19 protein-coding genes and 1 riboswitch are annotated in these 21,908 nt (G+C 62.8%); of the genes, 14 read left to right on the forward strand and 5 right to left on the reverse strand.

All coding sequences use genetic code 11. From position 1 onward, the window contains the following. The first annotated feature begins 29 nt into the window (after positions 1–29). Positions 30–1,313, forward strand: a complete 1,284-nt coding sequence (locus tag ACIN8IBEIGE_RS00910; RefSeq protein WP_160012998.1) for an acyl-CoA dehydrogenase family protein — start codon at positions 30–32, stop codon at positions 1,311–1,313. 12 nt (positions 1,314–1,325) lie between these two features. Further along, positions 1,326–2,534: an acyl-CoA dehydrogenase family protein gene (locus tag ACIN8IBEIGE_RS00915; protein ID WP_160012999.1), complete on the forward strand. Its 1,209-nt coding sequence runs from the start codon at positions 1,326–1,328 to the stop codon at positions 2,532–2,534. A gap of 202 nt (positions 2,535–2,736) precedes the next feature. Here the strand turns inward: ACIN8IBEIGE_RS00915 and ACIN8IBEIGE_RS00920 are convergent, their stop codons facing one another. From ACIN8IBEIGE_RS00920 to ACIN8IBEIGE_RS00935, 4 genes are all read right to left on the reverse strand, one after another. Then, positions 2,737–3,612 carry a metal ABC transporter ATPase gene (locus ACIN8IBEIGE_RS00920; RefSeq protein WP_160013000.1) on the reverse strand — a complete coding sequence of 292 codons (876 nt, stop codon included), beginning with the start codon at positions 3,610–3,612 and terminating at the stop codon, positions 2,737–2,739. A 69-nt stretch (positions 3,613–3,681) separates the two neighbouring features. Then, positions 3,682–4,497: an aldo/keto reductase gene (locus tag ACIN8IBEIGE_RS00925; RefSeq protein ID WP_090376887.1), complete on the reverse strand. Its 816-nt coding sequence runs from the start codon at positions 4,495–4,497 to the stop codon at positions 3,682–3,684. Next, positions 4,497–5,669, reverse strand: a complete 1,173-nt coding sequence (locus tag ACIN8IBEIGE_RS00930) for an FAD-binding oxidoreductase (protein WP_160013001.1) — start codon at positions 5,667–5,669, stop codon at positions 4,497–4,499. Before ACIN8IBEIGE_RS00930 ends, ACIN8IBEIGE_RS00925 begins: the two co-directional genes overlap by 1 nt. A gap of 216 nt (positions 5,670–5,885) precedes the next feature. Beyond that, on the reverse strand, positions 5,886–6,218 hold the full coding sequence (locus tag ACIN8IBEIGE_RS00935; protein WP_090249763.1) for a multidrug efflux SMR transporter: 333 nt from the start codon (positions 6,216–6,218) through the stop codon (positions 5,886–5,888). Between the two features lie 87 nt (positions 6,219–6,305). On the opposite strand from ACIN8IBEIGE_RS00935, the gene ACIN8IBEIGE_RS00940 reads away from it, so the two are divergent. Both ACIN8IBEIGE_RS00940 and waaA read left to right on the forward strand, forming a co-directional pair. After that, positions 6,306–7,190: a LysR family transcriptional regulator gene (locus ACIN8IBEIGE_RS00940; protein ID WP_160013002.1), complete on the forward strand. Its 885-nt coding sequence runs from the start codon at positions 6,306–6,308 to the stop codon at positions 7,188–7,190. Positions 7,191–7,242: 52 nt separating this feature from the next. Continuing rightward, positions 7,243–8,535, forward strand: a complete 1,293-nt coding sequence (gene waaA, locus ACIN8IBEIGE_RS00945; RefSeq protein ID WP_160013003.1) for a lipid IV(A) 3-deoxy-D-manno-octulosonic acid transferase — start codon at positions 7,243–7,245, stop codon at positions 8,533–8,535. A 101-nt stretch (positions 8,536–8,636) separates the two neighbouring features. On the opposite strand, the gene ACIN8IBEIGE_RS00950 is transcribed toward waaA, so the two are convergent. Then, positions 8,637–10,079 (reverse strand): TolC family outer membrane protein, encoded by a 1,443-nt coding sequence (locus ACIN8IBEIGE_RS00950; RefSeq protein ID WP_160013004.1) that lies wholly within the window; start codon positions 10,077–10,079, stop codon positions 8,637–8,639. 217 nt (positions 10,080–10,296) lie between these two features. Then, positions 10,297–10,403, forward strand: a riboswitch (TPP riboswitch). A gap of 95 nt (positions 10,404–10,498) precedes the next feature. Between ACIN8IBEIGE_RS00950 and thiC the strand changes: the two genes are divergently transcribed. From thiC to ACIN8IBEIGE_RS01000, 10 genes are all read left to right on the forward strand, one after another. Beyond that, positions 10,499–12,391, forward strand: coding sequence for a phosphomethylpyrimidine synthase ThiC (thiC, locus tag ACIN8IBEIGE_RS00955; protein WP_160013005.1), 1,893 nt, complete (start codon positions 10,499–10,501; stop codon positions 12,389–12,391). 230 nt (positions 12,392–12,621) lie between these two features. After that, complete coding sequence (locus ACIN8IBEIGE_RS00960) at positions 12,622–13,221, forward strand: NUDIX domain-containing protein (protein ID WP_160013006.1); 600 nt, start codon at positions 12,622–12,624, stop codon at positions 13,219–13,221. Further along, the gene (locus ACIN8IBEIGE_RS00965; protein ID WP_090376863.1) at positions 13,212–13,676 is read left to right on the forward strand and encodes a DUF1249 domain-containing protein; all 465 of its coding nucleotides are present in this window, start codon (positions 13,212–13,214) and stop codon (positions 13,674–13,676) included. The genes ACIN8IBEIGE_RS00960 and ACIN8IBEIGE_RS00965 overlap by 10 nt, the downstream gene beginning before the upstream one ends. Before the next feature lie 173 nt (positions 13,677–13,849). Continuing rightward, positions 13,850–14,671: a 3',5'-cyclic-AMP phosphodiesterase gene (cpdA, locus tag ACIN8IBEIGE_RS00970; RefSeq protein ID WP_160013007.1), complete on the forward strand. Its 822-nt coding sequence runs from the start codon at positions 13,850–13,852 to the stop codon at positions 14,669–14,671. 55 nt (positions 14,672–14,726) lie between these two features. Next, entirely contained in the window at positions 14,727–15,338 is a 612-nt protein-coding gene (locus ACIN8IBEIGE_RS00975) for a YqiA/YcfP family alpha/beta fold hydrolase (protein ID WP_160013008.1), read from the forward strand. A 15-nt stretch (positions 15,339–15,353) separates the two neighbouring features. Continuing rightward, entirely contained in the window at positions 15,354–17,258 is a 1,905-nt protein-coding gene (gene parE, locus ACIN8IBEIGE_RS00980) for a DNA topoisomerase IV subunit B (RefSeq protein ID WP_160013009.1), read from the forward strand. After that, complete coding sequence (locus ACIN8IBEIGE_RS00985) at positions 17,255–18,241, forward strand: esterase-like activity of phytase family protein (RefSeq protein ID WP_178124379.1); 987 nt, start codon at positions 17,255–17,257, stop codon at positions 18,239–18,241. Before parE ends, ACIN8IBEIGE_RS00985 begins: the two co-directional genes overlap by 4 nt. Further along, entirely contained in the window at positions 18,238–18,762 is a 525-nt protein-coding gene (locus ACIN8IBEIGE_RS00990; RefSeq protein WP_160013011.1) for a TIGR02281 family clan AA aspartic protease, read from the forward strand. The genes ACIN8IBEIGE_RS00985 and ACIN8IBEIGE_RS00990 overlap by 4 nt, the downstream gene beginning before the upstream one ends. 7 nt (positions 18,763–18,769) lie before the next feature. Next, positions 18,770–21,019 carry a DNA topoisomerase IV subunit A gene (parC, locus tag ACIN8IBEIGE_RS00995; protein WP_160013012.1) on the forward strand — a complete coding sequence of 750 codons (2,250 nt, stop codon included), beginning with the start codon at positions 18,770–18,772 and terminating at the stop codon, positions 21,017–21,019. 155 nt (positions 21,020–21,174) lie between these two features. After that, entirely contained in the window at positions 21,175–21,879 is a 705-nt protein-coding gene (locus ACIN8IBEIGE_RS01000; protein ID WP_160013013.1) for a membrane integrity-associated transporter subunit PqiC, read from the forward strand. The last annotated feature ends 29 nt before the right edge of the window (positions 21,880–21,908 follow it).

The raw sequence follows: 21,908 nt of genomic DNA on the forward strand, positions 1-21,908 counted from the left end.
ATGGCATCCCCCGTATGGAGTGAGATGCCATGAGTTCCGACGTACAGGGCCGCGCCCTGGCAGTGCTGAATCGAGTCGCCCAGGCTGACTGGCCGGATCGTTTGAAGCTGCGCAAACCCTTCGAAAAACTGATCTACACCGGCAGTCGTGCGAGCTTCCGCGCGGCGGCGCAGCGTGCGGGCAAAGTCGCCAAGTTGCCACGCCCGGCTGATCCGGATGCCTTGTTTGATCTGTCTCTGTCCGATGAGCAGCAGATGCTGGTGGAGATGCTCGAAGCCTTCGCCAGTGAAGTGCTGCGCCCGCTCGCTCACGATGCCGATGAACAGGCGGTGCTGCCGGCGGCGTTGCTCAATCAGGCGCACGAGCTGGGGCTGACCCATTATGCGGTCAGCGAGGCTCAGGGCGGCATGGCCGGTGAACGCACCACGTTGAGTAATGCGCTGATTGCCGAAGCACTGGGCAAGGGCGATCTGTCCCTGGCCGCCGCTCTGTTGGTGCCCTTGTCGGCGGCCAACTGCATCCGCCGTTGGGGCAATGCCGCGCAGCAGGCGCGCTGGCTACCGGCCTTTGTCGCTGAGGAGCCTGCGCCGGTGATGGCCATTGCGGTCAATGAGTCGACGCCGCTTTTCGACCCGCACAAGCTGGCGACCCGTGCGCGCAAACGCGGTAAACATTATGTGCTCAGCGGTGAGAAGAGCCTGGTGCTGCGGGGGCTGGACGCCAGTCACCTGATTGTCGCGGCGCAGGCGGCGGACGGCCCTGCGCTGTTTATCGTCGAAGCCGGCGCCAAAGGCCTGCAGCGCAGCCCGCAGCCGGCCATGGGCCTGAAGGCTGGCAGCACAGCGCGGGTGCGGCTCAATGGGGTTAAGGTGCCGGTTGAGGCGCGACTGGCCGCTGAGCCGTTCAACTATCAGAGCTTTCTCGATTATGCCGGGCTGGCCTGGTGCGCCCTGGCTGTGGGCACAGCGCGGGCGGCGCTGGATTATGTGGTGCCGTACTGCAACGAGCGCGTGGCCTTCGGCGAACCGATCAGTCATCGCCAGGGCGTGGCCTTTATGGTCGCCGATATGGCCGTGGAGCTCGACGCCATGCGCCTGATGGTCTGGCGCGCCTGCTCGCGGGCCGAGCAGGGTTTGTCGTTCCAGCGCGAAGCCTATCTGGCCCGCCTGCTGTGCAGCGAAAAGGCCATGAAGATAGGCACCGACGCCGTGCAGCTGCTCGGCGGCCATGGCTTTACCAAAGAACATCCAGCCGAGCGCTGGTATCGCGATCTGCGTGCGCTGGCGATTATGGCCGGCGGTCTCCAGCTTTAAGGGCGCCTCAACATGAACCTGGAAACCCCCAAGAAATTCCGTGGCCTGGTTAATCAGGCCCATCAGGTGGCGGAAAATTATTTTCGGCCGATTTCACGCAAATACGACAAGGCCGAGCATGCCTATCCCAAGGAGCTGGACCTGCTCGCGGCGCTGCTCGATGGTATGAACGCCGGCTCGCCAGATGCGATTGGCGCCACCTCGGCGAGCAAGCGCGGTGCGGCCCGTGAGCAGCAGGAAGGCATCAAGAATGGCGGCAATCTGTCCGCCCTGCTCGGGGTGATGGAGCTGTGCTGGGGCGATGTCGGCCTGTTGCTGGCCATGCCGCGTCAGGGTTTGGGCAATGCGGCGATTGCCGCGGTGGCCAACGATGAGCAGCTGGCGCGCTTCGGCGGCACCTGGGCGGCCATGGCGATTACCGAGCCGGGCTGCGGCTCGGATTCGGCGGCGATTCGCACCACGGCCATCAAGGACGGCGATCACTACGTGCTTAACGGCGAGAAGATCTTTGTCACTTCCGGAGAGCGCGCGGATGCGGTAGTGGTCTGGGCCTCCCTGGACAAGAGCCTCGGTCGTGCGGCGATCAAGTCCTTCGTGGTCGAGCACGGAACAAAGGGCATGAGCGTTACACGGTTGGAGAAGAAACTCGGCATCAAGGCTTCGGATACCGCCTCGATCAGTTTCACGGATTGCCGGGTGCCGGCGGCCAACCTGCTGGGCAACCCAGAAATTGATGTGCAGAAGGGCTTTGCCGGGGTGATGGAAACCTTCGACAACACCCGTCCACTGGTCGCCGGCATGGCGATCGGTGTGGCCAAGGCCTCGCTGGACCGCACCCGCGAGCTGCTGAAAAAGGTCTGCAAGCTGGATTACCGCACGCCGCTGCTGAGTGTCAGCCATGCAGAGGCGACCCTCTATCGCCTGGAGGCCGAATGGGAGGCCGCGCGACTGTTAACTCTCAAGGCCGCCTGGATGGCCGACAACAAGCTGCCCAACTCCAAGGAAGCCTCCATCGCCAAGGCAAAGGCCGGGCGGGTGGCTAACGAGGTGACGCTGAAGTGTGTCGAACTGGCCGGTGCGTTGGGTTACGGCGAAGATGAGCTGCTGGAAAAATGGGCGCGCGACTCGAAAATTCTCGACATCTTTGAAGGCACCCAGCAGATCCAGTTGTTGATCGTCGCCAGGCGTCTGCTGGGCAAGAGCTCCAGCGAATTGAAGTAGTTGTTACGCGGGCTGGATGACGCCAGCCCGCCTGCCTGAAATCCCTTTTTGCCCTGCCTAGGCGGGGCTTTTTTGCGTCTACGCCAGCCAGTTGTAGGGTGGATGGCGCTTCACCCATCCACCGATACGCGGTAAAGGTGGATGAAAAGAGCGTCATCCACCCTACGGTTTTGGCCGTTGCAGATTGCCTCTGCGGCTGCATTCAAATGCCTTGCAGGCTTAGCCAATCCTTCCAGCGAGTCCGCTCATCGTGCACCAGCCAGCCATCCTGTGGCGCGAAGTTTTCTGCCAGCCACAGCCCTCGGGTGCTAGCCGGCAGTAGCTGGCCTTGTTTCAGGGTCAGCAGCTCGGCAGTCGGCCGGCCCTGGTCTAGCGGGATCAGAAACAGATCGGGGCGTGCGCGGTTGAGGCGGGCGATCAGTTGGCCGTTTTCCAAGTGTTCATCGACATGCAGCAGGCTGAGTTGGCGCGTTTCCTTGGGCAGCTCCAGGCGTAGGTCATACACCAATTGTAATGAGGCGGTCGGCAGGTGCACGTAGGCGCGGGGGCGTTCGAGCAGCTTGAGGTTGCCGCATTGCACCGGGCGCGCTGCGCCGGACAGCGGGCTAAGGCTGAAGTGCGCGGTTTCCCGGTAGCGCAGGCTGCTCTGGTAGGGCGTGGGCAGCCAGGTGTCGCCAAAGCGTCCGCTTAGCCAGCCTTCCGGGGTTTCCAGCAGGCACTCTTCGGCCACTTCCTGAATTGCGGTGAGCAGCGGCAGATTGAGTTCGTGGGCTGGCACATAGCCGGAAATCAGCTTGAGCACCACATCGCCACGATCCGCCCGGCGCTGGCGCACCAGCACCCAGTATTCGCGGCCTTGCCAGCAGAGGGTCAGGCGCACCGAAACGCCTAGATTGGCCAGCTCCACGGCAAAGCGCTGGCTGTCGGCTACCGCCACCGGTTTGCGCTTCTCCAGCATCTGCGCAAAGTTCAGCGGCATGCCCAGGCCCTGGTAAGTCAGGCCTTCCGGGCTGGCTTCAACAAAGAGTTGCAGGGTCTTGAAGCTGCTGGGGTCTTTGCGGAGCAGGGTGCGCGGCATGGCAACTCCTCGCGGGTGTCGGCGTGGGCATGGCCTGAGAGCTTGGCACAGATCGGCGGGTGAGACCCGTCAGGCAATATCCTGAATTACAGCGGCGGCCGTGGTGACGTTATGCGCCAGGTGCTGCGGGTTGATGGTGCCGATAATCGCGCTGCAGGCCGCCGGATGGCTGAAGATCAGCTCGAAACTGGCGCGCACCGGGTCTGCATCAGCCAGGCAGGCGTGGCCGCTGGCCAGGGCCTTCTTGATCAGGATGCCCTTGCCGTGCAGTTCGGCGTAGTCGAGTACGGCCTGCTCGCTTTGCTCATTAAGGTTATAGGTCACCATCGCGCAGTCACCCTGCTCAAGGGCGAGCAGGCCGCCCGCAACGGTTTTACCGGAGAGGCCGAAACCGCGAATCTTGCCCTCGCGTTTGAGCTCAGCCAGGGTTTCGTACACGCCACTGTCACGCAGAATCGCCACATCGTTGCCGTCGGAATGCACCAGTACCAGGTCGATAAAGTCGGTTTCCAGGCGCTTGAGACTGCGCTCCACCGAGAGCCGCGTATGCGCAGGGCTGAAGTCAAAGTGCGATTGGCCGTTATCGAATTCTTCGCCGACCTTGCTGACAATCACCCACTGCTGGCGCTGGCCGCGCAACAGCGGGCCGAGGCGGGTTTCGCTGGTGCCGTAAGCTGGCGCGGTGTCGATCAGATTGATACCCAGATCATGGGCCTGGGCCAGCAGTTCGCGGGCCGCGGCGTCGTCGGGGATGGTGAAGCCGTTGGGATACTTCACCCCCTGGTCACGGCCCAGCTTGACCGTGCCCAGGCCCAGCGGCGAAACCAGCAACTCGGTGGCGCCCAGTGGGCGGTGCAGGTTGTGCAGGCTATGCAGGGGATGCATCAGAACAGTTCCTCCCAGGCGGGTGGGGCGACGCTCGGGCGCGGCAGCGCGGGCAGTGGTGCGTGCTGCGCCGGCTGAATGCCGTCGCGATCGAGTGCGGCCAGTACACGGTCAGCAAAGTCCGGGGCTAACGCCAGTTTAGTCGGCCAGCCCACCAGCAGTTTGTCCTGCTCGTGGAGGAAGGCGTTGTCCGGGCGCACCAGGCCGGACTGCGCCGGCTCCGCGCGGTCAACTCGCAGCGTGGCCCATTGCGCGGCGGACAGGTCGACCCAGGGCAGCAGTGCGCTCAGCTCTTTTTTCGCCGCCTGGAGCTGCGCCGCTTCATCGCGGGCCACGCCATCGGCTTCGGCCAGATCGCCACCCAGATACCAGACCCACTGGCCGTCGGCCGCCGGGTGAGTGGTGATGGTGACGCGCGGCTTCGGCCCGCCGCCCAGGCAGTGGGCGTACAGCGGTTTCAACGTTGGACCTTTGACCAGGACCATATGCAGCGGGCGCAGTTGTTGTGCGGGTTGGCTGAGGTCGAGTGCGCTGAGCAGCTCGGCATTGCCACGCCCTGCGCTGAGAATGATGCGTTGTGCGCGAATCTCACGGCCATCGATGATCAGGCCGACCAGCTTGCCGTTTTCCCGCAGCGGTTCTATGTGCTCGGCAGCCAGCAAACCATCGCTGGCCAGTTCGCTGAGGCGGCTGATCAGGCTCGGCACATCCAGCACCAGTTCGGCCAGGCGGTAGACCTTGCCCTTGAATTTCGGGTGTTGCAGGGCCGGGGGCAGCTGCTCGCCCTTGACCTGATCGACCCGGCCGCGTACAGCCTTGCTGGCAAAAAAGCTGGTGATATTGCCGGCCAGGCTGCCGGGCGACCACAGGTAGTGGGCATCGGAGAGCAGGCGAACGCCGCTCAGGTCCAGCTCGCCGTTGCCCGCTAGTGCTTCGCGCCAGCGGCGCGGCATATCGGCGATGGCTTCGGAGGCGCCAGTCAGCGCGCCATGTAGGGCGTATTTGGCGCCGCCGTGGATGATGCCCTGGGATTTCACACTCTGGCCGCCACCGAGGCGGGCGTTTTCCACCAGCAGGGTGGCGAACCCCTGGCGGCGCAGGCGCGCATTCAGCCAAAGGCCGGCGATACCGCCGCCCACGATCAAAACATCAGTGCTTAATGCCTGGGACATGCAGGTGTCTCACCGGGAAAACAGGCGCGCAGTATAACCCGGCCGCGCTAGCGCCTTACCTCTGAACCTGCTCAACGTCTCGCGAGCTAGAGCCATGCAAGGCAAAAACAGGCGAGGAAGCGGAGTTTACTGGTGTAAATGAGCATTCCGAGACGCCGCGTCCCGGCCTGTTTTTAACGCCGCAGGGCCGAAGCGCAGCAGGCGTTGGGCAGTTTCTCAGTGGCCGACGCTTTGCGAGAACAGCTGAATCACCACCACGCCAGCGACGATCAGGCCCATGCCGAGCATGGCCGGCAGGTCCAGCCGTTGTTGGTAGAGAAACACCGCTGCGATGCTCACCAGCACGATACCCAGGCCCGCCCATACCGCATAGGCGACGCCGACCGGGATGGTTTTCACCACCAGGCTGAGCATCCAAAACGAGATGGCGTAGCCGACCACGACCAGTAGCAGGGGCAGGGGTTTGTTGAAGCCATCCAGGGCCTTCATCGAGGTGGTGGCGATGACTTCAGCGGTGATGGCAATTGCAAGGTAGAGATAGCCGCCCATGATGTGGCCTCCAGAGTGATCTGGCGGCCATTCTAGTGATCTTGCGGATGGGGTACAGTGATTACCTATCTGATATGGAGATGGGTTATGCAGTGGAGCCTGGAGCAGATTCGCCTGTTTGTCAGTGTCGCCGATGGCCAGTCGTTCTCCGCCGTGGGCCGGCAGATGCAGCGCGCACAATCGGCGGTGAGCAATGCGATTGCCTTGCTGGAGGCCGACCTCGGCGTGCGCCTGTTCGAGCGCAGCAGCGGCCGTCAGCCACGCCTGACCGATGCCGGTGTGGCTCTGCTGGAGGAGGCGCGCGAGGTGCTGCGCCAGTGTCAGCGTCTGGAAGGGCGCGCGCTGGGCTTGGTGCGCGGAGAAGAAGTACGCCTGCGTCTGGCGCAGGATGAGGCGATGCCTTATCAGCCGGTGCTCGACAGTCTTGAGGCACTGGCCAAGCAGTTCCCGCTGCTGGAGGTGCAGCTGGCCAGCGGCGCCCAGGGCGATGTGGCGCGTAAGCTGCTGGAGCACCGCGCCGATCTCGGTCTGCTGTTCCACCATGAGCAGATGCCTGACGCCCTGGAACGTCAGCGCCTGGGTACCATCGAGATGGTTACCGTGTGCGGGGCCGGGCACGCGTTGGCGGGAGCCGGGCATGTCGATCGGCGTGAGCTGGCGCGCCATCGGCAACTGCTGATGGCGCCGCAGGACAGTCACTACCCGGGTGGCGAGCAAATCAGCCCGTCGGTCTGGCGCACGGACAGTTTCTACGCCATGGCCGAGTTGCTGATGCGCAACCTCGGCTGGGCCTGGCTGCCGCGCCATGTGGTGCAGTACCCGACTTACCAGAGCCAGCTGGTTGAGCTGAGCAGCGATTGGACGCCGCCACCGCTGGTGGTCGAGTTGGTCTGCCGCCGTGACGAGGCGCTGGGGCCAGCGGCCTTGTGGTTGGCTGAGTGTTTTGCCCAGCATCTGCAGGCCATCGGCTAGCAGGCCTGCGCCTGACTCGACGGTATTGGTCAAAGTGCATAAGCTGCGCGCCATGAATAGAAGCCTCTATACCCTGTTGTTTCATTTCGGCCTGCCGCTGGTGGCCGGGCGTCTGGCTTGGCGTGCCTGGCAGGCACCGGCCTATGCCAAGCGTATCGGCGAGCGTTTCGCCCTCGGCCTGCCTGCGCTCAAACCGGGTGGCATCTGGTTGCATGCGGTGTCGGTGGGCGAAAGCATCGCCGCCGCGCCGCTGGTGCGTGAGCTGCTGGCGCGTTACCCGCAGTTGCCAATCACCATTACTTGCATGACGCCGACCGGTTCGGAGCGCATTCAGGCCATGTTCGGTGGCAGCGAGTACGCCGGCCGGGTACAGCATTGCTACCTGCCCTATGACCTGCCCTGGGCCGCCGCGCGCTTTCTCGATCAGGTGCAGCCACGGCTGGCGGTGATTATGGAAACCGAGCTGTGGCCCAACCATATCCACCAGTGCGCCCAGCGTGGCATCCCAGTGGCGCTGGCCAACGGACGGCTCTCCGAACGCTCGGCGCGTGGTTATGCGCGCTTTGCCAACCTCACTGCGCCGATGCTCGCCGAGCTGGATTTGCTGGCGGCGCAGACAGCGCTGGAAGCCGAACGCTTTCGCAGCCTGGGTGCGCGTCCGGAGTGTGTTGAGGTCACCGGCTCGATCAAATTCGATCTGACGATTGATCCTGCATTGTTCACCCGCGCCGCTGCCTTGCGTGAGCAATGGCAGGCCACGCGGCGCCCGGTGTGGATCGCCGCGAGCACCCATGCCGGTGAGGACGAGATCGTGCTCGCCGCCCACCGTGAGCTACTCAGACAGAACCCCGGTGCCCTGCTGATTCTGGTGCCGCGCCATCCCGAGCGCTTCAATGCGGTGTTCGAGTTGTGCCAGCGGCAAGGCTTCAACATGCGGCGGCGTTCCACTGGCGAAGCGCTGCTGGCGAGTGATCAGGTGCTGCTCGGCGACACCATGGGTGAGCTGTTGTTTCTTTATGCCCTGGCCGATATCGCCTTTGTTGGCGGCAGTCTGGTGGCCAATGGCGGGCATAACCTGCTGGAGCCAGCGGCGCTGGGTAAGCCGGTATTGAGCGGCCCGCACCTGTTCAACTTTCTGGAGATTGCCGCGCAGTTACGCGCTGCCGGTGCCTTGAGTGAAGTGGTGGATGCTGACGGTCTGGCGCAGCGCGTTGCGCAGCTGTGGCGTGAGCCTGATGCCGCGCAGGCCATGCGTAAGGCGGGGTTGGCGGTGATGCGGGCCAATCAGGGGGCGCTGGAGCGTTTGCTGGCAGGGCTTGAGCGTCTGTTAAAGAGTAAGCGGTAGAGCGGGCCATGCCCGTGCAATCGCGGGCATGGCCCGCTCCTACTAGCTATTGCCCAGCAAAAAGCCCGCTGAATTCAGCGGGCTTTTTTGTCTTGCTCAACTCAGTACTGCGGGTTGCCACGCAGCTGGGCTTCGGCGGCCTTGGCCAGGTCCGGCGGGAGGAAGTCTTCGTCCGGGTTGTAGTCGGATTTCAGGTATTGCTCCAGGGCGGCCAGGTCGTCCGGGCTGAGGGTGCCGGCGGCCTGTTTCAGGCGTAGATTGTTGAGGATGTAGTCGTAACGCGCGTTGTTGTAGTTGCGCACCGAGCTGTACAGCTGGCGCTGAGCGTCGAGCACGTCAACGATGTTACGCGTACCGACCTGATAGCCGATTTCGGTGGCCTCCAGGGCGCTCTGGTTGGAGATGATCGACTGCTTGCGCGCCTGCACGGTTTCCACGTCGGTATTCACCGCGCGGTGCAGGTTGCGGGTGTTCTGCACCACCTGACGGCGCAGGCTTTCACGCAGCTGCTCGGTCTGGTTCAGGCGCTGGTAGGACTCGCGCACCTGGGAGCTGGTCAGGCCACCGCTGTACAGCGGGATATTCAGTTGCAAGCCGATTGAGCGTTGCTCGACATCACCACTGAAGCGGTTAATGGTGCCGGCATTGTTGCTGAAACCGAGGCTGTCGTTGTCGCCCTTCTGGTAGCTGGCAACCGCATCCAGAGTCGGGGCGTGGCCGGATTTGCGCTGGCGCAGAGTTTCTTCGGCGGCTTCAACGGCGTAGTTGCTGGCTTGCAGATTGAGATTCTGCGCAGCGGCAGTATCGACCCAGGCCTTGGCATCGTTCGGCGTTGGCGCGAGGATCGGCAGGCTGTGCTCGATGCCTTCCAGGGCGGCGAAGTCGCGGTGGGTCAGGGTGATCAGCGCCTCGAAGGCATCTTCTACCTGTTGCTGGGCGATGATGCGGTTGGCGCGGGCGGTGTCGAAGCCGGCTTGGGCTTCCAGCACGTCGGTCTTGTCCGAGAGACCGACATCGAAACGCTCATTGGCCTGATCCAGCTGGCGCTTGAACGCGGCTTCTTCGGCCTTGGTCGAGGCCAGATTGTCCTGGGCACGCAATACCGCGAAGTAGGTTTCGGCGCTCTGCAGAATCAGGTTCTGTTCGGTGGCCGACAGTTCCAGCGCAGCTTGCTCGTTGGTTGCTTCGGCGGCTTGCAGCTGGAACCAGCGGTCAGCGCGGAACAGCGGTTGGCTGAGGTTGGCCTGGTATACCACGCCGCTGCGCGAGCTGGTGTTGGCAGGCGAGTCGACCTGGGTACGGGTGTCGCTCAGGTTGGCGCCGGCAGACAGGTTTGGCAGCAGGCCGGCACGGGCCTGAGGTACCACTTCGCTGCGCGCTTCATAGTCAGCACGGGCGGCGGCCAGGTCGGCATTGTTGGCGGCGGCTTCCTGGTAAACCGTGACCAGGTCAGTTTTGGTGGACAGCGGGGCTTGTTCAGCAGCCCAGGCCATTCCGTTGGACGCGGCGGCCACAGCGAGAGCCAGAGAGAGTCTGCGCAACATGAGGGTGATCCTGATTTTGGCGGTAATCGGCAAGGCTAAGGGGCCGTGCCTGGGGGGTCAAGGGCCGTTTAGGCGCCTGTAGTGTAGTTTGCAACAAGCTATGTTGCCTGGGTGCAACAATCCAGGTGGTTATATGTGCGCGTCACGATCCGACGCGCGGGTCATGAATATTTGACTCGCGGGTTGGTTTTATTGCCTGGGGTTGATTAGACTGGTCGCGTTCTTGTCGGGGTGCCCCAATTGCGGGGCTGAGATTGGCAGCTGCCGGATCCCGTTGAACCTGATCAGGTTAAGGCCTGCGTAGGGAACAAGATGTGCTTGCCTGTCCTTCGGTGAGCCTCTGGCACCGCCCCTGGTGCACCTTTCGCCGCTCATTTATCTCCAGGTTCGCTCCGACATATAGCCCTGGAGAGCCGCCGATGAGCACACAAGAAAAAAACCTCAACCCGATCCTGAGTGAATCTGCCCAGGTCGACCAGCAGTCGATCCAACCCTTCCCGCGTTCGCAGAAAGTCTATGTACAGGGCTCGCGCCCGGACATCTTGGTGCCAATGCGCGAGATCAGCCTGGACGTCACCCCCACTGACTTCGGCGGCGAGATCAATGCACCGGTGATGGTGTATGACACCTCCGGCCCGTACACCGATCCAAAGGTCATTATCGACGTGCGCAAGGGCCTGGCCGATGTGCGTTCGCCGTGGATCGAAGCGCGTGGCGACACCGAACGCCTGCCTGGCCTGAGCTCCAACTTCGGCCAGCAGCGCCTTGCCGATGCCGAGCTGACCAAGCTGCGTTTCGCCCACGTCAACAACCCGCGCCGCGCCAAGGCCGGGGCTAACGTCAGCCAGATGCACTACGCGCGCAAAGGCATCATCACCGCCGAGATGGAATACGTTGCCATCCGCGAGAACATGAAGCTGGAAGTGGCGCGCGAAGCCGGCTTGCTCGACCAGCAGCACCCCGGCCACAGCTTCGGGGCCAGTGTGCCGAAGATCATCACCCCCGAATTCGTGCGTGACGAGATCGCTCGCGGCCGCGCGATCATCCCGGCCAACATCAACCACACCGAGCTAGAGCCGATGATCATCGGCCGTAACTTCCTGGTGAAGATCAACGGCAATATCGGCAACTCGGCGCTGGGTTCTTCCATCGAAGAGGAAGTGGCCAAGCTGACCTGGGGCATTCGCTGGGGGTCCGACACAGTCATGGACCTGTCAACCGGCAAGCACATTCATGAAACCCGCGAGTGGATCATTCGCAACTCGCCGGTGCCGATTGGCACCGTGCCGATCTATCAGGCTTTGGAAAAAGTTGGCGGCGCGGCCGAAGAACTGACCTGGGAACTGTTCCGCGACACCCTGATCGAGCAGGCCGAGCAGGGCGTGGACTACTTCACCATTCACGCCGGTGTGTTGCTGCGTTATGTGCCGATGACTGCCAAGCGTGTCACCGGCATCGTTTCGCGCGGTGGTTCGATCATGGCCAAGTGGTGCCTGGCGCACCATAAAGAGAACTTCCTCTACACCCACTTCGAAGACATTTGCGAAATCATGAAGGCCTACGACGTCAGCTTCTCGCTGGGCGATGGCCTGCGTCCGGGTTCGATTGCCGACGCCAACGACGAAGCTCAGTTCGGTGAGCTGGAAACCCTTGGCGAGCTGACCAAGATCGCCTGGAAGCATGACGTGCAGACCATGATCGAAGGCCCCGGCCATGTGCCGATGCAGCTGATCAAGGAGAACATGGACAAGCAGCTGGAGTGCTGCGACGAGGCGCCGTTCTATACCCTAGGCCCGCTGACCACCGACATCGCGCCGGGTTACGACCACATCACCAGCGGTATTGGCGCGGCGATGATCGGCTGGTTCGGTTGCGCCATGCTCTGCTACGTCACGCCCAAGGAGCACCTGGGGCTGCCGAACAAGGATGACGTGAAGACCGGCATCATCACCTACAAGATCGCCGCCCATGCTGCGGACTTGGCCAAAGGCCATCCCGGCGCGCAGATTCGCGACAATGCGCTGTCCAAGGCGCGCTTTGAGTTCCGTTGGGAAGATCAGTTCAACCTCGGTCTCGACCCCGACACTGCGCGCAGTTATCACGACGAAACGCTGCCCAAGGACTCGGCGAAGGTGGCACACTTCTGCTCCATGTGCGGGCCGAAGTTCTGCTCGATGAAGATCACCCAGGAAGTTCGCGTCTATGCTGAAGAGCAACGCATCGCAGCACTCGACCTGGATGCCGAGGCGGGCATGCAAGCCAAGGCAGAGGAGTTTAAGGCTCAGGGTGCGCAGCTCTACCACAAGGTCTGATAAAGATCCGATTACGATCTGCTGCGCGTCGGCCTTGCTGCGTTGAAAACCGGTTCGGAATGCTCATGTACAACTCGTACACTCCGCTTCCTCACTCGTTTTCGCCTTGCATGGCTCTAGCTCGCAAGCTCGTAACCGGACTCTAGAGCTTTTGCTGCGTCATGTTTCGGCGCAGCATAGGTGTAACCAGGGCGGGCCTTCGGGCCCGTTTCTGTTAATCAGGGGGCGTTATGCAACGAGAAGATGTTCAAGTGATCGAGCGCGAAGCCTGCTTCAGCGGCTTCTACAAGCTTGATCGGCTGCGTTTGCGCCATCGTCAGTTTGCCGGTGGCATGGGCCCAGAGCTGAGCCGCGAACTATTCGTGCGACACGATGCGGTGTGCGTGCTGCCCTATGACCCGCAGCGCGACTGTGTGGTGCTGATCGAGCAGTTCCGCGTCGGTGCGTTGGAGAAAAGCGCCAATCCCTGGCTGCTGGAGCTGGTCGCCGGGTTGATCGACAAGGACGAGGAGCCCGAAGAGGTCGCGCGCCGCGAAGCGATTGAAGAAGCCAATCTGCAGCTGACGTCGTTGTGGCCAATTACCCAGTACTACCCGTCACCCGGTGGCTCGGATGAGCGCGTGCACCTGTTCGTCGGTCGTTGCGACAGCGAAGGCGCCGGTGGCGTGCATGGCCTGGTGGAAGAGGGTGAGGATATTCGTGTACACGTCTGGCCGCTGGAAGATGCCTTGGATGCGCTGAAAGACGGGCGTATCGACAATGCCGCCAGCATTATCGCCCTGCAGTGGCTGGCGCTAAACCGCAGCGAAGTGCGGGGGTTGTGGTCGTGAACCTGCTGCGCGAGCGCTATCGGGTCGACCTGGTCGAGCTGCAAGCCGCTTGCGAGGCCAACTATGCGCGCCTGATGCAGTTGCTGCCGGAAATGCGTGAGGGCCCGGATGCCTATCGGCAGGCGCGTCGTGTGGGTATGAGTCAGGGTGAACAGCAGCTGGGCGTGCTGGCGCTGGAAGTGCTGGAAACCTGCCCCTACACTTCGACCCTCTCGGTGCGTCAGGAGCACAGTCTGCCCTGGCTGCCGGTGCCGCATATGGAGGTGCGTGTGTACCACGATGCGCGAATGGCTGAAGTCATTGGGGCGCAGAGTGCGCGGCGTTTTCGCGGCATTTATCCCTATCCCAATGCGGCCATGCACCAGCCGGATGAGAAGACTCAGCTCAATCTGTTTCTCGGTGAGTGGCTGAGTCACTGCCTGGCCTGCGGTCACGAACTGGCTCCCGTCCGTTAGGTTTTTCCATGTTCTGCCGATAATCAGTCGCAGGCGCATTATTCCGATACGCGCTAGCCTTAGGATGGGCGCTGGATTTACAGCGGACGTTCTGTGATCTATTCCCCTTTCGCGGGTTTACCGCCTGCAGGGCTAGCCAGCATAATTCACGCATTCCGCTCAAGGAGAAGGTCTTGCCGGGCGCGCCGACTAAAACCACTGCTGTTGATCGCTCGGTACTGCTGGTGCAGTTATCCGACAGTCACCTGTTTGCCGACGGGGCGGGCAAGCTATTGGGCATGGATACCCAGGACAGCTTGCAGCGGGTGATTGAGCGTGTGCTGCTGGAGCAACCGCAGATCGACCTGATCCTGGCCAGTGGCGACCTCTCGCAGGACGGCAGCGCCGAGTCCTATCAGCGTTTCCGCGAGATGACCGCCGCCATCCCCGCGCCCGCGCGCTGGCTCCCCGGTAACCATGATGAAGTGCCTGCGATGCAGGACGCTTGCGTCGGCAGTGATCTGCTGGAGCCGGTGATCGACCTGGGCAACTGGCGCGTGATTCTGCTTGATTCCTCGATTCCTGGTGCTGTGCCCGGTTACCTCAGCGATCAGCAGCTGGCTCTGCTGGAGCGGGCACTGAGCGAAGCACCGGATCGTCATCACCTGATCTGCTTGCATCACCATCCGGTGTCCATCGGCTGCAAGTGGATGGAGCCTATCGGTCTGCGCAATCCGGATGCCCTGTTTGCTGTGCTGGAGCGGTTCAGCCAGGTGCGTGCGGTGCTCTGGGGACATATCCATCAGGAGCTCGATCAGCAGCGCGGCCCGATTCGCCTGCTGGCGTCGCCCTCGACCTGCGTGCAGTTCGCCCCGGGCAGCGAAGAGTTTCAGGTGGATAAAACCGCGCCGGGCTATCGCTGGCTGCGCCTGTTCGACGACGGTCGCCTGGAAACCGGTGTATCGCGGGTTACCGGGATCAAGTTCGAAATCGATTACACCATCAAGGGCTATTGAGCCGTTCGGCTAACCGGTTGCAGCCGGTCGCCGCAACCGGTTAGCCTCCCGCCCCATGACCACATCCATTCTCTATATCCACGGGCTTAACAGCTCGCCGGCATCGCTCAAGGCCAGCCAGCTGCAGCGCGTTATGGCGCAGCTGGGCTTGGCCGCGCAGCTGCGAGTACCAGCCCTGCATCACCATCCGCGCCAGGCAATTGCTCAGCTCGAAGCGCTGATTACCGAGCTTGGTCGGCCTGTGCTGGTTGGCAGCTCCCTGGGCGGCTACTATGCGACCCACCTGGCCGAACGCCACGGGCTGCCGGCGCTGTTGATCAACCCGGCAGTGCGCCCGCATCTGCGTTTCGATGGTTACCTGGGGCCGCAGAAGAACTATTACAGCGATGAGACCTGGGAGCTGACGACCGACCATGTAACCGCCCTAGCCGAGTTGGATGTAGCAGTGCTGCAAGACCCGGCGCGCTATCAGGTGTGGCTGCAGACCGCCGACGAGACCCTCGATTACCGCGATGCCCAGCGCTATTACCGCACCTGCGCGCTGCGTATCCAGGCTGGTGGCGATCACGGCTTTCAGGGTTTTGCCGAGCGCTTGCCGGTGCTTTTTGCTTTCGCCGGTATTCCTCGCCATCTGTGGCAGGATATCGACTTTTCCGCTCTCAATTGACGAACAAGAGACCCCATGGCCCAGCAAGGTTCTAGCTCTTACAACGCCGATGCCATCGAAGTCCTTTCCGGCCTCGACCCGGTGCGCAAACGCCCGGGCATGTACACCGACACCAGCCGGCCGAACCACTTGGCCCAGGAAGTCATCGACAACAGCGTCGACGAAGCACTGGCCGGGCATGCCAAATCGATTCAGGTGATCCTGCACGAGGACAATTCCCTGGAAGTGCTCGACGACGGTCGTGGTATGCCAGTGGATATTCACCCGGAAGAGGGCGTGCCGGGGGTTGAGCTGATCCTCACCAAGCTGCATGCCGGTGGCAAGTTCAGCAACAAGAACTATCAGTTCTCCGGCGGCCTGCATGGCGTGGGCATCTCGGTGGTCAACGCGCTGTCGACCCGCGTGATCGTCACGGTCAAACGCGACGGCAACGAGTATCAGATGAGCTTTGCCGACGGCTACAAGGCCAGCGACCTGACCGTGGTCGGCACGGTGGGCAAGCGCAACACCGGTACCAGCGTGCATTTCTGGCCGGATGCCAAGTATTTCGACTCCTTCAAGTTTTCGGTCAGCCGGCTCAAGCATGTGCTCAAGGCCAAGGCGGTGCTGTGCCCGGGGCTTGCGGTCAGCTTCGAGGACAAGGCCAGTGGCGAGAAAGTTGAGTGGCTGTACGAAGACGGTCTGCGCTCCTACCTGGTGGATGCGGTCAGCGAATTTGAACGGCTACCCAATGAGCCCTTCTGCGGCAGCCTGGCGGGCAATAAAGAAGCGGTAGATTGGGCGCTGCTTTGGCTGCCGGAAGGCGGCGACGCGGTGCAGGAAAGCTACGTCAACCTGATCCCCACTGCGCAGGGCGGCACCCACGTCAATGGCCTGCGCCAGGGCCTGCTGGATGCGATGCGCGAGTTCTGCGAGTTCCGCAGCCTGCTGCCGCGCGGGGTCAAACTGGCCCCTGAAGACATCTGGGAGCGCATTGCCTTCGTCCTGTCGATGAAGATGCAGGACGCGCAGTTCTCCGGGCAAACCAAGGAACGTCTGTCGTCCCGTGAAGCGGCCGCCTTCGTCTCCGGCGTGGTCAAGGATGCCTTCAGTCTGTGGCTTAACGGCCACCCGGAGCTGGGGCAGCAGCTTGCCGAACTGGCGATCAGCAACGCTAACCGCCGCCTCAAGGCCGGTAAGAAAGTTGAGCGCAAACGCATCACCCAGGGCCCGGCACTGCCTGGCAAGCTGGCCGATTGCGCGGGGCAGGACCCGATGCGCTCTGAGCTGTTTCTGGTGGAAGGTGATTCCGCCGGCGGTTCGGCCAAACAGGCGCGGGACAAAGAGTTTCAGGCGATCCTGCCGCTGCGTGGAAAGATTCTGAATACCTGGGAAGTCGACGGCAGCGAAGTGCTGGCCAGCCAGGAAGTGCATAACATCGCCGTGGCGGTTGGCCTCGATCCGGGTTCCAGCGATCTCAGTCAGCTGCGTTACGGCAAGATCTGCATCCTCGCCGACGCCGACTCCGACGGCCTGCATATCGCCACCTTGCTCTGCGCGCTGTTCGTTCAGCATTTCCGCCCGCTGGTGGATGCCGGTCATGTCTATGTGGCCATGCCGCCGCTGTACCGCATCGACCTGGGCAAGGAGATTTTCTACGCACTGGATGAGGCTGAGCGTGATGGCATTCTCGACCGTCTGGTGGCCGAGAAGCGCCGTGGCAAGCCGCAGGTCACCCGCTTTAAAGGCCTGGGTGAGATGAACCCGCCGCAGCTGCGCGAAACCACCATGGACCCCAACACCCGGCGTCTGGTGCAGCTGACCCTGGAAGACTACCCCGGCACCCAGGAAATCATGGACATGCTGCTGGCCAAAAAGCGCGCCGGCGACCGTAAATCCTGGCTGGAGTCCAAGGGCAACCTGGCCGAGGTGTTGCTCTGATGCAGCGGCTGTTGGCCGTCTGCCTATTGCTCTGCTCACCGCTGCTGGCGAGTGCGGCCGCGTTGGAAGAGCTGAAATTGCTCAACGAGCAAGCGGTCAGTGGCGTCAGTGGTGGCAATCTGTCCGGGCTGGCCTGGTGCGATGGCGCGCTGTGGGCGGTATCCGACCGCGATGATCAGCAGCTGTATCGCCTGGAGTCCGATGAATCGCAGTGGCAAGCCACGGCCGAGACCTTTGTCGCGCCGCCTGCGCCGGATGCGCGCCTGCCCTGGGGGCTGCGCATGCGCAGCTGGGCGGCGGGTCTGGTACGTGGGGGCGAGCTGGATTTCGAGGGCATCAGTTGCGACGCCGCCGGCAATCGCTACCTAGTCAGTGAGGCCAAGGCGGCGGTGCTGCAGTTACCGCTGATGGGCGAGCCCAATTGGCTGAAACTGCCTCAGGGGCTGGTTCGTCAGGCGCGCGCCAGCGGCATGCTGTTGCACTACAACTCGTTGTTTGAAGGCGTTGCCGTCGACCCGGCAGGCGAACGCCTGTACTTGGCGGCCGAGCGCATGCGCCGTGGCTTGCTGGTGGTGCACAAGCAGCGTGCTATCTGGCGCTGTACTGGTGGCTGCGTGCTGTTCAGCGAAGCGGGCACGGAGGCGGGGCCCGAGCAGCTGGGCGGCAAGCCGCAGCCCCGGGATTTCTCCGGTCTGGCCTTCCATAACGAAAAGCTGTTTACCCTTGAACGCCAGGCACATCGCGTTTGCCGACGCAGCCTGAGCACTGGTCAGGTCGAGAAGTGCTGGTCGTTTGCTGCCGAAGCACTGACTCCGGAGCGGCTCTATGCGCCGTCCTATGGTCTGGCCGAGGCCTTGTGGGTGGATCAGGACGGCGCCTGGATCGGCGTTGATAATGGCCGCTTCAGTCGTGCAGACGGCGAATCGCGGCCAATTATCTGGCGTTTTGCCGCACCCAAAGGCGGCTGGGGTAGCAAGCCGTGAGCGAGCAGCCTGCGGGCAAGCGTGCCGGACGGGTGATGCTGGTGCTGGCCTGGGGCGCTGCTTTGTTGCTGGCGACCAAATTCTTCGGCGACTGGGAAGACGCTCAGCGCAACCCCAATCAGGCGCCCGAGTCGTTGTATGGCAGCGGCTATGTCGAAGTGCACCTGGCCAGCAGTCGTCAGGGCCACTATATGGCGGGCGGCAAGATCAATGGCGAGGACGTGACCTTCCTCCTTGATACCGGTGCGACGCAGGTCGCGGTGCCGACTGAAGTGGCGCAGCGCCTGGGTTTGCAGGTGGGTGCGGCAATCACCATCAGCACCGCCAATGGCCGCGCCACAGCACACCGTACGCGCCTGCAGCGCTTGCAGCTGGGCGATATCGTACTGACCGATGTAGAGGCTTTGATTGCCCCCGGCATGGGCGGCGATGACGTATTACTGGGCATGAGTGCCCTGAAACAACTCGAATTTACCCAGCGCGGCGGCACCTTGATGCTGCGCCAATCAACCTTGCAATGAGGCACGCATGAGCGAATCCCTCGATTTGAGCCTGGACGGTGTTGAGCGCCGTTCCCTTGCCGATTTTACCGAGCAGGCTTACCTCAATTACTCCATGTACGTGATCATGGACCGTGCGCTGCCGCATATCGGCGACGGCTTGAAGCCGGTGCAGCGACGCATCGTCTACGCCATGAGCGAGCTGGGCCTGGACGCCGACTCCAAGCACAAGAAGTCGGCGCGTACCGTTGGTGACGTGCTCGGTAAGTTTCACCCGCACGGCGATAGCGCCTGTTACGAAGCCATGGTGCTGATGGCGCAGCCGTTCAGCTACCGCTACACCCTAGTCGACGGCCAGGGTAACTGGGGGGCGCCGGACGATCCAAAATCCTTCGCCGCCATGCGTTACACCGAAGCGCGCCTGTCGCGTTATTCGGAAGTCCTGCTGACCGAGCTGGGCCAGGGCACCGTGGACTGGGTGCCGAACTTCGATGGCACCCTGAATGAGCCGGCGACCTTGCCGGCGCGCCTGCCGAATATTCTGCTCAACGGCACCACCGGGATTGCGGTCGGCATGGCCACCGACGTGCCGCCGCATAACCTGCGCGAAGTTGCGACAGCGTGCATTCGCTTACTGGACGAGCCCAGTGCCAGCGTCGAGCAGTTGTGCGAGCACATCCAGGGCCCGGACTATCCGACTGAAGCGGAAGTCATTACACCCAAGGCCGACCTGCTGAAGATCTACGAGACCGGCCGCGGCTCGGTGCGTATGCGTGCGGTCTACAGGGTTGAAGACGGCGATATCGTGGTCACCGCCCTGCCGCACCAGGTCTCCGGGGCCAAGGTGCTGGAGCAGATTGCCGCGCAGATGCAGGCGAAGAAGCTGCCAATGGTCGCCGACCTGCGCGATGAGTCGGACCACGAGCACCCGTGCCGCATCGTGATTATCCCGCGCTCCAACCGGGTGGATGCCGACGAGCTGATGCAGCACCTGTTCGCCACCACCGAGCTTGAATCCAGTTACCGGGTCAACACCAACGTGATTGGCCTGGACGGCAAGCCGTCGGTGAAAGATCTGCGAACCCTGCTCACCGAGTGGCTGCAGTACCGCGTCGGCACCGTGCGCCGCCGCCTGCAGTTCCGCCTGGACAAGGTCGAGAAGCGCCTGCACTTGTTGGAGGGTTTGCTCACCGCCTTCCTCAATCTGGATGAAGTGATCCATATCATCCGTACGGAAGACCAACCGAAGCCGGTGCTGATGGAGCGTTTCGGTCTGACGGACGTGCAGGCTGACTATATCCTCGACACCCGCCTGCGCCAGCTGGCGCGCCTGGAAGAGATGAAGATCCGTGGCGAGCAGGACGAGCTGGCCAAGGAGCGCGACAAGCTGCTGGCTCTGCTCGGCAGCGAAGCCAAGCTGAAGAAGCTGGTGCGCCAGGAAATCCTCGATGACGCTGAGAAGTACGGCGACGACCGTCGTTCGCCGATCGTTGCCCGCGCCGAAGCCAAGGCGCTGAGCGAAACCGAGCTGATGCCGACCGAGCCGGTAACCGTGGTGATCTCGGAGAAAGGCTGGGTGCGCTGCGCCAAGGGCCACGATATCGACGCCACTGGCCTGTCGTACAAGGCCGGTGATGGCTTCAAGACCGCCGCGCCGGGGCGCTCGAATCAGTACGCGGTATTTATCGACTCCACCGGGCGCAGCTACTCACTGGCGGCGCATTCGCTGCCATCCGCCCGGGGGCAGGGCGAGCCGTTGACCGGGCGTCTGACGCCGCCACCGGGGGCGACCTTCGAATGCGTGCTGCTGCCCGATGACAATGCGCTGTATGTGATCGCCTCCGACGCCGGCTACGGCTTCGTGGTCAAGGGCGAAGACCTGCAGGCCAAGAACAAGGCCGGCAAGGCCTTGCTCAGCCTGCCAGCAGGCGCGCTAGTGGTGCCGCCGAAACCGTTGGCTAACCGTGAGGAAGACTGGCTGGCGGCGGTAACCACCGAAGGTCGTTTGCTGCTGTTCCCGGTGCGCAATCTGCCGCAGCTGGGCAAAGGCAAGGGCAACAAGATCATCGGCATCCCCGGTGAGCGGGTTGCTTCGCGCGAGGAGTATCTCACCGATCTGGCCGTGCTGCCGGCAGGCAGCACCCTGGTATTGCAAGCCGGGAAGCGTACTCTGTCGCTCAAGGCCGATGACCTGGAGCATTACAAAGGTGAGCGCGGCCGTCGCGGCAACAAGCTGCCGCGCGGCTTCCAGCGCGTTGACAGCCTGCTGCTCGAATAGGTTGCGGCTCGCCCAGGCGCATGCTGGCACAGTGCTGTGCTGGAGTCGTGAACGGCTTTCAAGGATGATACGCGGCCGTAAGGCGGGTCACGCAAGCGACCCGTCGGCACTTAATGTGTATGCACGCCGGCAGACTGGTCGGCTGGATGAGAGAGATGATTGCACTGCGTTTTCCCGGAATTCTCCTGCTGGTCGGCGTACTTGGCCTGACGGGCTGTATGCGTTATCAGCAGGCACCGCTGTACCAGCTCGATAGCGGAGAAATTCACGTTCCCGCCACCGAGCAGGGCATTGCCGTGCTGCTCGGGCCGGTGGCGATTGCCGATTACTTGCAGCGCGAAGCCCTGTTGCAGCGCCAGGCCGACGGCAGCCTGATCGCCGCCGAAGATGCGCGCTGGGCTGGCAGTTTGGCTGCCGATATCGATCAGCAGCTGTTGCGTCAATTGGCCTCGCGTCTGGACAGTCAGCGTCTGGTGCTGGCGCCTGCTACCGCTGGTTTCGTGCCGCAGGTGCGCCTTGGGCTGTCGATTACCCGTCTGGATTCAGGCCCGCAGCGTCCGGCCGTGCTGGAAGCGCAGTGGCGTCTGGTGGGTGCCGAAGGCAAGCTGCTTGACGGGCGCCTAGTGCGTCTGGAAGAAGCCCACAGCGGCACCATCGTTGATCAGGTGCGGGCGCAGAGCCTGGTGGTGCAGCAGCTGGTCGAGCAATTGGCGGTAGCCGTCGAAACCCACGGCAAGCCAGCGCCGGTCGTGGCTGAGCCGCCGCGCAAGCCGGCGCCAGTAAAACCTGCGCCGCCTGCGCCACCGCGTATCCCGGTGGTTGAGCCAATGCGTGATGAAGGCGAAGTGTTCCGCTTCTAAGCGCCGCCAACAAAAAGCCCGCCAATCAG

It is taken from the genome of Pseudomonas sp. 8BK (genome assembly GCF_902506475.1).
Taxonomy (GTDB): Bacteria; Pseudomonadota; Gammaproteobacteria; order Pseudomonadales; family Pseudomonadaceae; genus Aquipseudomonas; species Aquipseudomonas anguilliseptica.

Coding starts and splice junctions, on each gene's coding strand:
- ACIN8IBEIGE_RS00910 (WP_160012998.1), top strand. CDS start 30: ATGAGTTCCGACGTACAGGGCCGCGCCCTGGCAGTGCTGAATCGAGTC.
- ACIN8IBEIGE_RS00915 (WP_160012999.1), top strand. CDS start 1,326: ATGAACCTGGAAACCCCCAAGAAATTCCGTGGCCTGGTTAATCAGGCC.
- ACIN8IBEIGE_RS00920 (WP_160013000.1), bottom strand. CDS start 3,612: ATGCCGCGCACCCTGCTCCGCAAAGACCCCAGCAGCTTCAAGACCCTG.
- ACIN8IBEIGE_RS00925 (WP_090376887.1), bottom strand. CDS start 4,497: ATGCATCCCCTGCATAGCCTGCACAACCTGCACCGCCCACTGGGCGCC.
- ACIN8IBEIGE_RS00930 (WP_160013001.1), bottom strand. CDS start 5,669: ATGTCCCAGGCATTAAGCACTGATGTTTTGATCGTGGGCGGCGGTATC.
- ACIN8IBEIGE_RS00935 (WP_090249763.1), bottom strand. CDS start 6,218: ATGGGCGGCTATCTCTACCTTGCAATTGCCATCACCGCTGAAGTCATC.
- ACIN8IBEIGE_RS00940 (WP_160013002.1), top strand. CDS start 6,306: ATGCAGTGGAGCCTGGAGCAGATTCGCCTGTTTGTCAGTGTCGCCGAT.
- waaA (WP_160013003.1), top strand. CDS start 7,243: ATGAATAGAAGCCTCTATACCCTGTTGTTTCATTTCGGCCTGCCGCTG.
- ACIN8IBEIGE_RS00950 (WP_160013004.1), bottom strand. CDS start 10,079: ATGTTGCGCAGACTCTCTCTGGCTCTCGCTGTGGCCGCCGCGTCCAAC.
- thiC (WP_160013005.1), top strand. CDS start 10,499: ATGAGCACACAAGAAAAAAACCTCAACCCGATCCTGAGTGAATCTGCC.
- ACIN8IBEIGE_RS00960 (WP_160013006.1), top strand. CDS start 12,622: ATGCAACGAGAAGATGTTCAAGTGATCGAGCGCGAAGCCTGCTTCAGC.
- ACIN8IBEIGE_RS00975 (WP_160013008.1), top strand. CDS start 14,727: ATGACCACATCCATTCTCTATATCCACGGGCTTAACAGCTCGCCGGCA.
- parE (WP_160013009.1), top strand. CDS start 15,354: ATGGCCCAGCAAGGTTCTAGCTCTTACAACGCCGATGCCATCGAAGTC.
- parC (WP_160013012.1), top strand. CDS start 18,770: ATGAGCGAATCCCTCGATTTGAGCCTGGACGGTGTTGAGCGCCGTTCC.
- ACIN8IBEIGE_RS01000 (WP_160013013.1), top strand. CDS start 21,175: ATGATTGCACTGCGTTTTCCCGGAATTCTCCTGCTGGTCGGCGTACTT.